This window comes from Alkalispirochaeta alkalica DSM 8900, assembly GCF_000373545.1.
Classification (GTDB): Bacteria; Spirochaetota; Spirochaetia; order DSM-27196; family Alkalispirochaetaceae; genus Alkalispirochaeta; species Alkalispirochaeta alkalica.
This window is the reverse complement of sequence record NZ_KB891715.1, coordinates 1-15534: the sequence shown is the minus strand read 5'-3', so window position 1 is coordinate 15534 and position 15534 is coordinate 1. Positions and strand designations below refer to the sequence as shown.

The 15534-nt window shown below is 60.7% G+C and carries 11 protein-coding genes and 1 pseudogene; 5 read left to right on the top strand and 7 right to left on the bottom strand.

The window, feature by feature from the left end; genetic code table 11:
* The 5 genes from B071_RS0109685 to B071_RS18520 all read right to left on the bottom strand — a co-directional run.
* Positions 1 to 358, bottom strand: a 358-nt coding sequence (locus B071_RS0109685) for an inorganic phosphate transporter (protein WP_438829682.1), incomplete at its 3' end; no start/stop codon positions are given.
* A gap of 111 nt (positions 359 to 469) precedes the next feature.
* Positions 470 to 1114, bottom strand: a complete 645-nt coding sequence (locus B071_RS0109680) for a DUF47 domain-containing protein (RefSeq protein ID WP_040588030.1) — start codon at positions 1112 to 1114, stop codon at positions 470 to 472.
* 101 nt (positions 1115 to 1215) lie between these two features.
* Positions 1216 to 1926 carry a glycerophosphodiester phosphodiesterase gene (locus B071_RS0109675; protein ID WP_018526899.1) on the bottom strand — a complete coding sequence of 237 codons (711 nt, stop codon included), beginning with the start codon at positions 1924 to 1926 and terminating at the stop codon, positions 1216 to 1218.
* 451 nt (positions 1927 to 2377) lie between these two features.
* Entirely contained in the window at positions 2378 to 4069 is a 1692-nt protein-coding gene (locus B071_RS18525; RefSeq protein WP_018526898.1) for an ATP-binding protein, read from the bottom strand.
* Complete coding sequence (locus B071_RS18520) at positions 4069 to 5223, bottom strand: response regulator (RefSeq protein ID WP_018526897.1); 1155 nt, start codon at positions 5221 to 5223, stop codon at positions 4069 to 4071. The genes B071_RS18525 and B071_RS18520 overlap by 1 nt, the downstream gene beginning before the upstream one ends.
* Before the next feature lie 74 nt (positions 5224 to 5297).
* On the opposite strand from B071_RS18520, the gene B071_RS16945 reads away from it, so the two are divergent.
* Complete coding sequence (locus tag B071_RS16945; RefSeq protein ID WP_018526896.1) at positions 5298 to 6344, top strand: tRNA dihydrouridine synthase; 1047 nt, start codon at positions 5298 to 5300, stop codon at positions 6342 to 6344.
* Between the two features lie 38 nt (positions 6345 to 6382).
* On the opposite strand, the gene pgmB is transcribed toward B071_RS16945, so the two are convergent.
* Together pgmB and B071_RS0109650 are read right to left on the bottom strand one after the other, a co-directional pair.
* Entirely contained in the window at positions 6383 to 7060 is a 678-nt protein-coding gene (pgmB, locus tag B071_RS0109655; RefSeq protein WP_157703121.1) for a beta-phosphoglucomutase, read from the bottom strand.
* Positions 7023 to 8282 (bottom strand): glycosyltransferase, encoded by a 1260-nt coding sequence (locus B071_RS0109650; RefSeq protein ID WP_438829681.1) that lies wholly within the window; start codon positions 8280 to 8282, stop codon positions 7023 to 7025. The genes pgmB and B071_RS0109650 overlap by 38 nt, the downstream gene beginning before the upstream one ends.
* Before the next feature lie 3999 nt (positions 8283 to 12281).
* Between B071_RS0109650 and B071_RS18515 the strand changes: the two genes are divergently transcribed.
* The 4 genes and pseudogenes from B071_RS18515 to B071_RS19175 all read left to right on the top strand — a co-directional run bounded on the left by B071_RS18515 (position 12282) and on the right by B071_RS19175 (position 15521).
* Positions 12282 to 12947 carry an Lcl domain-containing protein gene (locus tag B071_RS18515; protein WP_018526891.1) on the top strand — a complete coding sequence of 222 codons (666 nt, stop codon included), beginning with the start codon at positions 12282 to 12284 and terminating at the stop codon, positions 12945 to 12947.
* Between the two features lie 143 nt (positions 12948 to 13090).
* Positions 13091 to 13917, top strand: a pseudogene (locus B071_RS20185) (phage lytic cycle repressor MrpR family protein).
* Between the two features lie 154 nt (positions 13918 to 14071).
* The gene (locus B071_RS19180; RefSeq protein ID WP_083914793.1) at positions 14072 to 15100 is read left to right on the top strand and encodes a DUF4062 domain-containing protein; all 1029 of its coding nucleotides are present in this window, start codon (positions 14072 to 14074) and stop codon (positions 15098 to 15100) included.
* A 178-nt stretch (positions 15101 to 15278) separates the two neighbouring features.
* On the top strand, positions 15279 to 15521 hold the full coding sequence (locus tag B071_RS19175) for a type II toxin-antitoxin system Phd/YefM family antitoxin (protein ID WP_051075296.1): 243 nt from the start codon (positions 15279 to 15281) through the stop codon (positions 15519 to 15521).
* Positions 15522 to 15534 lie beyond the last annotated feature (13 nt).

Below are 15534 nucleotides of genomic sequence, written 5' to 3'. Positions count from 1 at the left end.
GGCTCATGAAAAAGCGCACCACAAAAAAGAGCAGGAAGGCGATTCCCGCGCCCAGTATGGGCCCGAAGATCCAGGTCCCCACGATCTTGGTGAGCGCCTCCTGGTCCGTGGGATACCCCGAGAAGAGGTTCCACCCCACAATGGCACCCACGATCGCCTGGGTGGTGGAGACGGGGAGCCCCGCCTTGGTCATCCACATCACCGTGAAGGCCGCGCAGAGCGAGACCACAAAGGACCCCGGCAGGGCGTTCACCGCCCCCAGNGCTCCCAGNCCGTGGGCCGCACCGGCCCCGCTGAAGACCGCCCCGGCGGTGATAAAGATGATACAGATGATCGCCGCCGTGCGGAACTTCACCATGCGCGTTCCCACGGCGGTGCCAAAAATGTTGGCCGCGTCGTTGGCGCCCAGAGACCAGCCCATGTAGAGGCCGCTGGTCAGAAAGATTAGTCCTCCCATCGCCGCGCCCCCTTACAGGGTCCGCTTGATGGTGGAGATCGCCAGCCGCTCCGCTACCGCCTCGGCCTCATCGGCCAGGCGGGAAATCCGCTCGGCGAAGTGACGCATGTGAACCCGCTTGCTGAACTCCTTGATATCGGGAGACTCGAAGGCCTTGCGCTTGAGCCGGTCCTCCACCTCGTCGGCCTGGTGCTCCCAGAAGTGGACCTTGTCCAGGTGCTCCGTCACGCGGTAGAGCTCGCAGAAGAAGGCCCGCACCGCCAGGGTCAGCTCCTGCACAGCCTTGATGCTGATATCGGTGAGCTCCCGGAAGTCATCCTTCAGGAAGGGATAGACCTCGGGCTTCTCGATGCTGAAGTGGGCAGCCACCCGCTTTGCCACGTCGGCCACGTTATCGATCGTCTCCAGCAGACCCAGGACATCGCCCCGGGAATCGGGAATGAGCATCTCCGCGTAGAGACGGTGCGTGATCTGGCGGCGCAGCTCGTCGGCGTCGCGTTCGACCCGATCGACCTCGGCAGACTTTTTCTCGAAAAACTCGTACTCCCCGTCCAGATACTTGTTCACCGCTTCCTTGAGCAGGAGGGCGCTCTGGTCTATCAGACTCAGATANTGTTCAATCTCCAGCTCCAGAGTCTTCGCCCGGGACGAAAACATCCTGCTCATTCCTTCCTTGATTCCCATGCTCTTTCTGTCCTTTCTCTTTTTCTATTTTCTCTGTTATTCCCGGGCGCCCCTGCGGCCGGAGAAATCCGGTCTCACAGGTCCATCATGTCGGGATAGTTGGTGATGACCCCGTCTATCCCCATTCCCTGCAGCGCCAGAGCCGTTTCCCTGTTGTTCACCGTCCAGGAATAGACCTGCATCCCCTGGGCGTGGAAGAGATCCACCACGGGGGCACTCACGTAATCGTGATCCAGGTGCACACTGTAGAACTCCACCCCCATCTGTTCGAAATACTCCAGGGGGTTCACCAGGTTCGCCTCGTAGAGGCACCCCAGCTTTACCGTTGAATCCAGACTGTGAACCCTGCGCAGGCACTCGTGGTTGAACGAGGAGATCACGGTGTGTTCCAGCCGGTTGTTCTTTTTCAGGATCTCCACCACGGGCGTCTCGATATCACGCCGGTCGAAGGCCTGGATCTTGATCTCCACGTTCAGCAGCAACGTCTCAGGAATGAGATCGATCACCTCCTGGAGCGTGGGCACCCGGGTCCCCGCAAAGGCGCTGTCCTTCCAGCTCCCCGCGTCGTGGCGCTGAATCTCCTCCAGCGAGAGCGACCTCACCGCGCCGGACCCGGTGGTAGTCCGGTCCAGAGTCCAGTCGTGAATCACCACAACCTGGCCGTCGGCGGTGAGCTGCACATCCAGCTCCAGCCCCTGGGCCTTCTGCTCGAGCGCCCGCTCCATGGCGGGCAGGGTGTTTTCCGGAGCATACCCCGATGCTCCCCGATGAGCGATAATACGCATCGCGCTTCTCCTTTCCGTACGCCCCTCCCCGGGATCGGCCCGGGACGAGGAACTCCGTAGCTGATTCTGTACCCTCTACAAGAAAGCCGGGCTGCAACAGCACCCCGGCCACAAAAACGCACCACCACAAGCTCTGGCNCCGGTCTATCCTGAGCCAGACAGCCCACCGCCGGATACCCCGGAACCAGGCGCCAAAACCCAGACATTCCGACTATAAGACAATAGCCTCTCAGNAGAAAACTTCGCGTTCCCCTCCCCGAACCGTGCGACGGAAGGGTCACCAAAAAATCCCAATGTAACAGGAGAGGTTGTCCTGAAAAGATCCGCCGGGGGCACCGCAGACACAACGCCACCCCCAATTCCCCCAAACGAGAAGGGGATTATACCACGATTACCGCCCCGACGCAAACAAAATTTTCCCGGGAATGAACGTTTTCTCAGCCCTCCCCCCCTAAAGATTCCGCATCACCTCGTCCAGGGAGAACCCCTCGTTGTGAACGGGCAAGCTGATAGTAAAAGTGGTGCCCTCCCCGGGGACACTCTCCAGAACGATCGTCCCCTTGTGGGAATTGATAATGTCCCAGACGATGGAGAGCCCCAGACCGGTACCCTTCCCCACATCCTTGGTGGTGAAGAAGGGGTCGAAAATGCGGGACTGGTGCTCCGGAGAGATCCCCGAGCCGTTATCGGAGATTTGGATCATCACCTGATCCTCGTCCAGACCCGTGGTGATCCAGATGTCCCCCTGATCATGAATCGCCTGGGCGGCGTTCACCAGAAGGTTTACAAAGACCTGGTTCAGCCGATCGGGGCGACAGGGTATCTCGGGAAGATCACCGTAATCGCTGTGGACCGTGACCTTGTACTTGAGTTCGTTGTTGATCACCCGCAAACTGGCCTCGATCAGCTCGTTGATCTGGGCNAGGGCCTGGTGACCGTCTTCCATGCGGGCGAAGGTCCGCAGGTTCCCCACGATGTCCTCTACCCGGCGAGTCCCCTCCCGGATGTCGGCAGCTATCTCCTGAAGCTCCTGCAGCACCTCCCGGAGTTCGCCCCCCGTGGCATCGCCTCCCTCCCGGAGGGCGAGCTGACCCACGAGGCGGCAGTGGTGCTCCAGGGTGGTGGCGTTACTCTTGATAAACCCGATGGGGTTATTGATCTCGTGGGCGATCCCCGCAGCGAGCTGACCGATCGAGGCCATCTTGTCGGCCTGGACGAGCTGGACCTGGGTTTGCTTGAGGGTCTCGTAGGCTACATTGAGGTCGCTGGTCCGCTCCTGAACCCGCTTTTCCAGATCGGCCGAGTAGGCGTTCAGGAGTTTCTCTATGTCCCGCCGCACGATCACCCCCGCCAGAAGCGTTGCCACCAGCTCCGGCAGATGCCCCGCCTCGCTCCGGGGCTCCACCAGCACCAGAGCGCCCAGCACCTCCTGCTGGGCGTAGACGGGATAGATCGTTCCCCGTTCCCCCGCCCCCTCCGGGAGAACCCCCTTCAGGGAGTACCCCCGCCGCGTCCCTTCTTTCAGCAGATCCTCCCACCAGGGCGATTTCAGGGGGTATTCCTCGGGAACAACGGCCCCCTCCTGCCCCTCCTGCCACCACTGGCAGAGGAGACGCAGGACGCGCCCCTCCCGGTGAGCCTGAAAGACAAAGCCCCCCCGGGCCCCCATGACCCGGACAAGACGCTCCATGGTGGGGGCAAAGGCTTTCTGGAGATCCTGATAGCTGCGATTCACGAAGGCCTCGGCGATCTGCAGGAGCTGGGCAGCCCCGGCATCCTTGCTGTAGCGGGTCACATCGCGGGCCACCGAGACCCACCCCAGGATTTCCCCGGCTGCTTCGTGCCGGACCTGACGCACGGCGTAGGTGTGCTTCCGGCCCTCCCCGTCGGAGACNGANAGCATGAAGAGCACCACCGNACCGTGGCGGTCGGCCCGGGAAAAGGCCCGGACGATCCCCGGGGGGAGCGACTCCTGCCAGGGTTTCCCCTCGAGCTCCCGGGGACGGAGGCCGCAGAGCCGGGCGAAGGCCTGGTTACACCCCAGAATNCGCCCCCCGGCAGAACGCACCANGAGGGGATCGGGAAGGAGCTGTGTAACCCGGGCGAGACGTTCCAGGTCCTCCACCCCCACCGCCCGGTCCATCAGCAGGATTCCTCTCCCGGCCCGCCCGTCTGAACCAGCAGAAGCGTCCTGTCCGTGAGTTCCCCCGAGCTCCCTGCGGCCAGGATCAGCTCGGCCCGTCTGCTCAGGGAGGACTCCCCGCTGGCGTCGCGCAGATGTTTGGCCAGCACCCGGGGCGCGTTGAGATCCTCCTGCGAAGAGAGGCTCTCCAGGAGCCCCGGCGAGGCNACCGCCAGGAGGTCGCCCTCCTCGATCTGCACCGACCGGACCCGCCCGGGGTGCTCCGGCACCGCCTCGATCTCGCCGTAGTCGNCCTCCCGGACCACCACAAAGGGAGGATAGCCGTTGCCGGCGTAGCGAAAGATCGGCCCCTGACGATCCAGAATGCCCACGGTATAACGGATAATCACGCTGGGGATCTCCCGGGANACGGCACCCATCACCGAGGAGAGCTCCGCCGCCAGAACGGCCACATCGAGGCCGCTGCAATCCTGGCGGTCCATGACGGTGTGCAGAACCCGCAGCACCATGGTTGCCCCGATCATGGAGCCCCGCACGCCGTCGCAATCCAGATGCGCCGCCAGGATCAGGAGAAAATTCTTCCCGATGGGGACCTGCTGAAAGAGATCCACCCCCCGGGAGGTCTGCTCCGGCGAGGGCGCGTGACGGCACCCCACAAAACACCAGCCGTGATCGTAATCGCCGCCCCGGGCCGTCTCGCCCCGCAGGACCGCCGCCAGGGCCAGCTCGTTCTTCACCGTCCGGTGATACTCGCGGTTCCGCTGGTGCATCTCGAAGAGATTATAGGCCTTGGTCAGCTCGTAGATCAGATCCTCGTGATCCCAGGGCTTGAGGATGAAGCTGTTGATCCCGCTGCGAATCGCGCTGGTAATGTCCTTGATATCGGTATAGCCCGTGAGCATGAGACGCATGATCTCGGGGTAGCGTTGCTCGCAGAGCGCCAGCAGCTCGTGCCCCTTTGTTCCGGGCATACGCTGATCCGAGAGAACAATCACCACGTCCAGGTGATGGTTGGTCAGAAAGCGTTGGGCCTCCTCGGCGCTCGAGGCCGTGGCGATCTCCAGATCCCGCTCCCGCGCCCAGGGGCGCAACTCCCGTTTCAGGGCCGTGAGGATTCCCTGCTCGTCGTCTACCAGAAGCACATACTGTCCCATAATATCCCCTTAGCTACACTCTTCTCTTGTATCTATTGTGGTGGCTCCCATTGGATAAGACAAGACTTTTCCGTATGATACCGCCCATGGCGACGCTCTGGCAGGACCTGCCCCGACCAATCTTCACCCTGGCCCCCATGGAAGACGTGACCGACACCGTCTTCCGCCGGCTGGTCCGCTCCTGGGCGCACCGCTGGGGAGCCCGAGGCCCCTCGGTTCTCTTCACGGAGTTCACCCGTATAGACTCGGCTATCCGCTCCACCCCGGAAAAACCCGACGGCCGCCTGCGGTCGAGCCCCGAGGAGGACCCTCTGGTGGTCCAGATCTGGGGGACGAATCCCGCCGAGTTCGAGGAAGGGGCGGCGGCCATCGAGGCCNTGGGCTTCGCCGGNATCGATATCAATATGGGATGTCCCGCCTGGAAGGTGAGGAAATCGGGGGCCTGTTCCGCCCTGATCGGCACGCCGCCCCTGGCGGCCGAACTGATCGCCGCCTGTCGCCGGGGGAGCTCCCTGCCCATCAGCGTGAAAACCCGCACGGGCATCACCTTCCCCGAGACGGACCGGTGGTGCCGGTTTCTCCTGGATCAGGGGATCGACGCCCTGATTCTCCACGGCCGCGTGGCCGACGAGATGTACCAGGGCTGGGCCGACTGGCGGGAGATCCGCCGGGCCGTGGAGATCCGCGACGCCCTGGGCTCACAGGCTGCGGTNATCGGCAACGGCGATGTCTGCTCTCTGGACCACGCCCTGCGCCTGACCGAACAGACCGGCGTGGACGGAGTCATGATCGGCCGGGGGATCTTCTTTGACCCCCTCCTCTTTGCCCGGGACTCCCCCACCCCGCCTCCCCCCTGGGAAGCGCTCTCGCTGGAGGAGCGGTCCGGCTATCTGGTTGAGCATATCCGCGCCTACCACAGGGAATGGCAGGAAAAGCGGTCCTTTGAGGTTCTGAAGAAGTTTTTCCGTAACTACTTTCTGCCCCACTCGGCCCGGGAGCAGGCCCTGCTGCGCCAGCTCTACACCCTGGGGAGCCCCCAGGCGGCGGCAGCGTTCCTGGAGGAATCCTGCCAGGCAGCGCCCCGGGGGCAGTGGGGGCATCACGAGGCGGTACACCCCTAGGAGGGGGCACCCCTGGCCTGCCCCCGCCCGGGGGGGTATCAGGAAAAGAGCGTGCCCGCCAGAAAAGCGTCTACATCCAGCGACGCGTAGTCCGGCACCAGCAGGTTCGCCCCGGCCTGGTCCAGCCCCTGGGTGGGGCCAAAGCCCACGGAGATCATCCCCGCCGCGTTCGCCGCCTCCACACCGCTCACGGCGTCCTCAAAGACCACGCACCGCTCGGGGGCAACCCCCAGGCGCTGCCCCCCCAGGGTAAAAACCTGGGGATCGGGCTTTGACCTGGTGATATCCAGCCCCGTTACGGCCTGGTCAAAGAGCGCCTCTATGCCCAGCCCCCGCAACACCGTGAGGGCGTTCTTGCTCGCGCTCCCCAGCCCGATCAGGACACCCCGGCGACGAAGCTCGCCGATAAAATCAACCGCCCCCGGCACCAGCGCGCCCTCGTCCACCTCCTGGAGGTAGGTCTTGTAGTACTCGTTCTTGCGGTGGGCCATCTCTTCTTTCTCTTCCTCCGTGGCGCTCACCCCGTTGGAATCCAGGATGATCTGGAGCGATTCCATGCGGGAGACCCCCCGCAGCTGATCGCTCACCTCCTCGGGAAAGCGCCAGCCCTGGTCATCGCAGAGACGTTTCCACCCCCGGGAGTGGTACTCGTCGGTATAGACCACCACCCCGTCGAGATCAAAAATTACAGCTTCTATCGGTATCTTCGTCGTCACGTCTTTGGCCATTTTTCCCGTCATTTTTTCCGTCATACCGGGAAGTGTACCGGCCAGGACGCTCGGGAGCAAGGGAGGCACCCCGCTCTGTGCGCAGCACCTGCCGGTAGAGCTCCAGCATCTGCCGGGCCACGGCAGCGCCGTCGAACCGCCGGGCCATGGCCAGAGCCGCCCGCGAGGCCCGGCTGTGGAGGTCCTGATCGGTGCAGAGCGCCTCCAGGGCCCCGGCAAGCGCCCGGGGATCCCCCGGCGCAACGCGGAGTCCGTTCTCCTCCACCAGCTCCCTGATACCCGCCACATCGGGAACCACCACGGGAACACCGCAGCAGATCGCCTCGATCACCGTCATGGGCTGATTTTCGGTGGTGCTGGCCGTGGCGAAGACCCTGGCCCGGTGCAACAGGCCGCTCGAGAGCAGCTCCCCGTGGGGAAGGTACCCCGGAAGGTGGACGACCCCCTCCAGCCCCAGGGCCTTCACCAGATCGCGGCAGCCCTCTCCCTCGGGCCCCTGCCCCACCAGAACCAGACGGAACCCCTCCAGGCCGGGCCGGCCCCGCAGGACCCCCGCCGCCCTGATCAGGACCTCCAGGGACTTCTCCCGGCCCAGGCGCCCCACAAAGAGCACGGTCTGCTCCCCAAACCAGGGGTAGCGGCGGCGAACCTCCTCCCGGGAGGGCACCTCCCGGCGGAAGAGCTCCCCCTCCACACCGTTGGAGATCTGCCGGGGCCGGGAATGGGGAAACTGCCTGGCCAGCACGCGGCAGGCCAGGGCACTGGGNGCGGTNTGGGCGGCGCAGCGGGCGATGTACCAGCCGTAGAACCGCCAGCCCAGACGCCGTACCAAAGGCACCAGCCTGCGAAAGCGCACCATATAGAGGAGATAATCCGCCTCGTGAACCATGGTATGAAAGGTATGAACCACGGGAATGCCCCGGTTTCGGGCGGNCCGCACGGCCGCCATGGTGAGAAACCAGGGCCCGGTGATATGCAGAACCTGGACCCGCTCCCGGGTGAGAATCTCGCCCACGGCGCGGTTCCAGGGCAGAACGTAGCGCATCCCCGGATAACTCCTGCTGGGCAGGCTCGGAATCCGGTACACCGGCACCCCGCCCAGGGAGGGTTCGCGGAACTCCCCCGTGTCGGGCACCAGAAAGATCACCTCCTGGCCCAGGGCCCGNAGGTTCTCCGCCAGGTTCACCCCCGAGGTGACGATACCGTTCACCACGGGCAGGAAAATCTCGAAGACCACGGCAACCTTCAGGGGCGCTTCCTTCACGGCAGTCCTACTTCATCTGCCAGCGGTAGGTGATCCCCACAGTGAGGTAGTAGATCACCTCGTTGGTCCCCATCTGGGGCCGGTAGATCCAGGGTTCGGCCCGGTTGCGGTCGATGAGTTTCTTTCCACCATCGTTTCCGTCTTGGTAATTACTACCGAAGTTCCCCTCACCATCTCCCCATATCCAGCGCCGGGGATCGTCGTCGTCGAAGGGCGCCTCCAGCCGCATGGCGTTGAAGATAAAACCCAGCTCGCCGTCCACAAAGACCGTGAAGGGCGTACCCAGGATCGTCACGGGCCGCTCCACCCGCGCCCGGAAGAGCAACTGGTGTTCCAGATCGTCCCGGAGAAAGTGGGTGGAATCGGAGATGTCCTTGTAGGTGTACTCCTCGTGCCAGGGGTTGGCCGGGCTCTTGGCCCCGTTCAGGACCCACTCCATCGAGGCGTAGACCCCCGTCTCCCGGGGCTGGCCCCGAAAGAAGGTGTTGGTGTAGTCCATCTTGATCGCCATGTTGTTCTCGCCGTGGGTATAGCCCAGGTAGTTCTGGCGGTAGTCGATGGGCATGCGCCGCCCCCCGTCCACGGGATATTCCACGGCGGGAAAATAGGTAAAGGGATAGGGCCTGCGGCTGTAGTAGAGGGGCGTCTCGTCGGCACCGGAGTACTGGCCCACCTCCAGGGCGTCGTAGACATCGTCCCCGGGGGTGCTGGTGGCCGAAAAGGCGTACTTGGTGGCCCCGGCGTAGTAGAGACCCACCTGGCCAAAATCGAACTGCCGGTACCCCCCCAGGGACCAGGCCAGGCGGTTCTGGAAGTCCACGTCGATCCCGGGAATGGAGCTCCCGTTGATNTCGTCCACCAGAATCTGGGCAGCAAAGTAGCCGTCGGGGGTGGTCCGGTCCAGGAAGAACCCCATGACGTGCTTGCTGTTGGCGAACTCGCCCCAGGGCTTGTTGCCGCCGTCCATGATNATCTGGGTGAAGTACATGGGCATGGGGCTCAGAAAGAACTCGGGGTTAAAGAAGCTGTTGGTATAGACCGCCCCCTCCTGGAGGCCGAACCGCCAGCCCTGCTCCAGNTTCAGGCCGTAGACCTTGAAGTTGGCCCCCCGGTCCGCCCAGGGAACCCCGTCGGGGTAGACCTGATCGTANCGGGCCCCCGTGCCGGNCACGATCTGGGNNNTGNCGTCGNNGTACACCCCAAAGGGGGAAACCCCGGGTTCGGAGCCGAAGTAGGTCTTGTCGGAACTGCGGTTGAGCCCCACCCACCGGCTGGTATAGAAGAAGAANTCCCCCTTGTAGGAGGTCTCCATCTGGAGCGCCGGGATGGGGTTGGAGTTGACAAAGAGCGAATAGGGGGTGTCCACCACGTCCTGCTGGGTGGTGCGCCCCATCTTGAGGGTGAAGGGCCGGTGGTCCACCTCCACGTGGGCGTCGCGGATGTAAAAGTAGCGGTCCAGCATGTAGGGTTCCGAGGGATCGTAGCGGCGGTCGCCGATCAGGGCCCAGTCCACAAAGAGGTTGAAGTGACGCGAGCGGTAGTCCAGGATCGCCTCGGTGGACTCGTAGACGCTCTGGACGCTCCGCTGACCCCGCAGGGGGCGAGGAGTCTCGTCATAGGTGTAGGGATTGGGGTCAAAAGTAGCAGGGTCGCCTGGATCAGGTTGATAGTTCGGGTTCTCCCCTCGACTATACCCCTTCCCGTCGTTGTAGCCCCGGAGCAGATCGTACTGGCGCTGCCCCGTGAGGGAGAAGAGAAACTCCAGGGCCAGGGTGTCGTCCGTGGGCGAACTGAACCGCCCGTAGGACCCCAGGAGGGCCTCCATATCGGGCCCCGCCGCCGCCACACCGGGCCCCGCCGCCGCCCCGCCAGCCACATCGGGCTCCGCAGCACCAAGCGGCATGGCCATCACCAGAACCATCAGAAAAACCGCCGGAACACCCCGGCGGCGCATCGCCTTCTTTACACCGGCAATCATCGTTCGTGTACCTCCCGTGGAGCCCCCCGGGGCGTTCCCGCCCTCCCGAAGGGTCCGGTATCTCAGGGATTCCCCCGGTACCGCAAGGACCGGGACCCGCCCAGGGTCAACTCTGCCCAGACATCGTCCTCCCACCCGTGGAGGGAGGGCTCCAGAAAGAAAGATCCCCACCGGGGGTGGGTGTAGGTCACACGGGGTGCAACCCGCCAGATCAGCTCCCGCGAGGCATCCTCGTAGACCGAGTAGTCATTATCCTNCGGATCATACACGGTATCAACCAGGTTGACCAGTTCGGGGTCNTTCCGGGAGAGGATCTCCACGTCCAGCCCCAGGGCCGCCCGGCCAAACCCGGCCAGCTCCATGTTCCACCTGGTCCAGGTAACCCCCGGGCCGTAGGGTGAGGTCATGGGCATCATGTAGACCCCGTGGGTACGGAAGCGGTAGACCCCCCGGGCCAGGTAGTTGCCCTTCTCCTGGTTGTAGTCGTAGAAGTTCCCCCAGAGAAAGTGGGTGTACCCCACCTCGGCCGTTCCCCGGAAGCGCCGTTCCCCCCAGGGCAGGTTCCAGGACACCGCCCCCAGGTAGGCGTCGATCGTGGGNATGGGGTCGTCGGGGATACCCGCCAGCTCCTCGGCGTCGATGTCGTTGTAGCCCGCCTGAAAATGGAGTTCCACCCCGGGCCGCACGGCCCAGGAGATATCCATGATGAGGCTCATGTTGTGGGGCCCCACGTCGGTGTTGTGCCAGGAGAAGACGGGGAAGATGTCCCCCAGGTGGAAGGCGTTGTTCTCGCGGGCCACAAACTGCTGGGAGGCCACGCCCAGACGGACCCGCTCCCGGGTATAGTCCAGGCGGTGCACCCCGTAGTAGATGATGCTCTGGCCAAAGCCCAGGCGGTCTTCGGGCCAATCGCCATCGGTGCCAGGCGTGACATCGTCGGTCCACGGGCCTGTGTCCGTGCCTTTCCACCCAGACGTGTCGAGCTCCCCCTGGGCACGGCGGTTATCCAGGGTTGCCGAGATGGAGGTGATCTGGAAGGGCCCCAGGCGGTAGCGCATGGAGAGGGCGTCCACGTGGGGGAGTCGATCCGAGGCCATNAAGGTGGAATGGCCCGGTGCCCCCAGGTGCAGGGCGTTGCGCCCCAGGGTTACGTCCAGGTCCCCCAGATAGTGGTACCAGTACCCCCGGCGGATAAAATAGTTGTCCGCCCGCACCAGCCGGTCCGGGTGAAACTCCAGAAAGTTTGTNTCCAGCAGCTCGCCCCGCTCGTANCGGCGCCGCACGCCCGCGCGGATNTAGACGCCCCCCGTGTCGTCCTCCTCGCCGTGGAGCGCCAGAGAGAGGAAATCGGGCATTGCCAGGTAGCGCCGGTAGAAATCCAGGGTATCCTTCCCCCCGAAGTCCTCGTCGTCCTCGTCGGCGTTGATCCACTGGGCCCCGGAGGAGCGCAGGTAGCTCTGGAAATCGATGTCCAGGATCGCCCCGATGGTGACCTCGCCGGGCCGGAAATCGACCATTTCCAGAAANTCCCCCACCTGGCCCGTCATGCGGGGCCGGGCGTCTTCCAGTTCCAGGGCAAAGCGCACCAGATCCCGCTTTGCCAGGGGAAAGGAGGCCGAGGGGAAGACCATCCCCGCCTGNCTGTAGAGCTCGGCCAGGGCCCGGACCTCGGGGCTCGCGGGCATATAGGTGACGTGGGCCTGGAGCGGTGCCGAGAGCGCGAAGAGCCCCAGCACGACGAGGACCAGCATTGGACAGGGTCTCTTGTATCGGTGTTCCACAGGTTTTTTCATCGGTTGTTCCATCGGTTTTTCCACAGGTGTTTCATGGGGTTCTTCCATGGGTATCTCCATAGATAATAGAGAGGGTTGTAATATACCCCCCGGGCAGGGTCAACCCCGCCGGGTCTCTCCCCTGCCCTTGCATTCCTCCGGCGGGTCCCCTACAACAGAGGGCAGGAGGAATATATGAANTTTTTTGCTATGCCTTCGGGTATTTTGGGGGTTCTGGCCCTGACGGTGGCGCTCTGCCTGCTCGGCTGCGCCACCCCGCCCGAACCGGAGGCCCCCCGGGTTCCCCCGTCGGAGCCCGTCACAGAAACNGATGATGCTCCCGCCGATGCGCCCGCCCCGGAGCAGGACCGGACCGACCCGGTCTACGCCGTGGGGGAGACCGGTCCCGCCGGGGGGATCGTCTTCTTCAGCGACCGGCGCAACGAGTTCCCCTGGAGCTATCTGGAGGCTGCCCCCGAGGGGTGGTACCAGGGCCAGGAAGATCCCGCAGCTCTCTGGGGTCCCCCGGACGTCGAGACGGGAGCCTCGGGGAGCACCACTGGCACNGGCGAGGCCAATACGGTCCTGATTGCCCAGGCTCCGGCCGATCACGCCGCCCACCTGGCTTCCGGTGCGGTGATCAACGGCTTCGACGACTGGTTTCTCCCCTCGAACCAGGAGCTTCACGCCCTCTACGAGAATCTCTTTCGCCGCCAGGCCGGGGGNCTTCTCCGGGAGAGCTACTGGAGTTCCACCGAGCGCAACCCCGAGCGCGCCATGGCTTTCAACTTTGATACGGGGGGGCAGATTTCCGCCATGAAGACCAACGCCTACCGGGTCAGGCCCATCCGGGCGTTCTAGGCGGGCCCTTCGGGGCGGAGATTTCCCGGGAGCGATTTCCCGGGACAGCGCGGGGCCCCTGTCCGGTCTGTGTCAGCGATTCGGGATGTTCCTGATGACAGATAGGGGTTCCTGTTTTACACTTTTCCCCGGGGTGTTTTGTGATGCGGGGCACAAAAAATACGAAAGCCACCCTTCGGGTGACAAAAGAGCAGGAACTCTACCGGCTGGCCTTTGCCTATGACCCGGCGATCGTCACCCTGGTGCGCTCCCGGGCCACGAGCGCTGATGATGAGGCCATTATCACGTACGTGAACCAGATCTCTAGCAGTGGAGAGTACAGCTCTTCCTACCAGAACGTGGCGGTGAATGCCATCAAGTTCTACACAGAGACGGTCTGCGGAAAATCCATGCCCAAAATCAAGCTACGCCCCCGGCGGGAGAAAAAGCTGCCCCTTATACTGGCTGAGTCCGAGGTGGCGGCCATCATAGGGGCTCTGGAAAATACCAAACACCGGGCGGTGATCAGCCTCATCTACTCCGGGGGTCTGCGGGTGAGTGAGGCAGTCAACCTGAAGATTCAGGATTTTGACCGGGAACGGGGATTGATCCGCATTGTCCAGGCCAAGGGCAAGAAAGACCGGCAGGTTCCCCTTTCGCCCCGGCTCTGGGAACTGCTGAAACGATACCGGCAGGAATACCAGCCCAGGACCTGGCTTTTTGAAGGGAAAAGGGTGGCCAGTATACGGTGCGAAGTATCCAGGCTCTGTTCCAGCGAGCCTGTAAAACAGCGGGGATTACCAAGCCCGCCACGGTCCACACGCTGCGTCATAGCTACGCTACCCACTTGCTGGAAAAAGGAACGGACCTGCGGATTATTCAGGAGCTTCTGGGGCACGCCAGCACCAGGACCACCGAGATTTACACCCACGTCTCCACCACTCTGATTTCCCGGGTCCCAAACCCCCTGGATGATCTGGACCTGGAGTGANGGCCTGCATATGAGCGATGGCGTGCGTATAATAAATGGAGGAAGGCGGGATACACGCAATAGCGGGGGGAACCAAAGGGTGCATATACGCAAGTTTGCGTGTATCGGGGAGTTAGGTGTAATATTCTATACAACATCTTTTTAAAGGAAAAATATGGCAAATATTGTCAAAAAGTATCAAGTTTTCATATCCTCAACATATATTGATTTAAAGGATGAGCGTGAAGCTGCAGTAGAAGCAATATTGAAAGCTGGACATATCCCGGCTGGTATGGAACTATTTAAGGCTGGGGAAGAACAATTAACAACAATAAAAAAATGGATAGATGAGTCTGATATTTACGTTCTTATTCTTGGTAAACGATACGGTTCTATTGATAGTAAAACAGAGTTAAGTTATACCGAAATTGAGTATCGGTATGCAATTGATAAAGGCATGCCGGTATTTGCTATTATTATGTCTGAAGACAATGCAGTTGAAAAAATTGAATCTGGCATGAATAAAGAGGATATATACGAACAAAATAATAAAAGAAAATTTGATATTTTTTATAAATATGTAAAAACTAAAATTGTTAGTTTTGCAAATAATGTTGCAGAAGTAAAGCTTGCTATCCATGAAAATATACATGAGTTCAAAGATAAGTATGAATTAGCAGGATGGGCCAGAGGTAATAATTTCTTAGATTACGAAAAAATAATTGAACTTCAGGAAACAACAAAGAAAAATCAAAAATTATTAATTGAAAATAAAAAATTAAAAGCGGAATTGGAAAATAGATATAACGAAAATCTTGTTGATTTGGGAGAATCCTTCATAGTAAAAGGATCATACAGTTGGGGAGATTCAAGAAAAGGAGAGATCAAGCATGAGATTTCTTGGGAGAAGCTCTTTGGTCTTTTAGCACCATTACTTGTAGAGTGCCCTTCAGAAAAATCAGTCAAAAAGAAGTTAGCCACATATATCCTGAAAGAAGAAGGTAAAAGTGGTTACTATGAATCCATTGATGAACAAAATCTCTTTACAATCAGAACACAACTTGAAGCTTATGATCTTATTCAAGCTCAGTTCTTAAATACAACAGGTGGATCAAAAGCAATGTTTTGGTCATTAACGAAAAGAGGGAAAAGACATATGGTTGAATTGAGAGCGATAAAAAATGATACGACAAGGGACGCATAGCATACTACACCTAACAGCGAATATGAGATTCCGCCTTCGGCTCCATCCAAATTGCCTCTGGTCGCAAGCTCCCGACGGCAACTTCTCATATTCGCGGAACGTTATGTAAAAATTACTCTGGACATATAGAATAAAAAGATATATATTAAACGTACGTTATAGCGTATGGAGGAGTTGTGTGAGTAGCGTTAATGTTACAAATGCAAGAAAAGATTTGTACAAGCTGGTTCAAAAAGTNAATTTGACTCATGAACCCCTAGTAATAACTGGTAAAGATTCAAATGCAATTCTTGTAGGGGAAGAAGATTGGAAGAGTATTCAGGAAACTTTATACTTAACCTCAATTCCAGGAATGAGAGAATCAATAATTGAGGGAATGAATACACCAGCCGAAGAAATGTCTGATACATTGGATTGGTAATGTATAGCTTGGT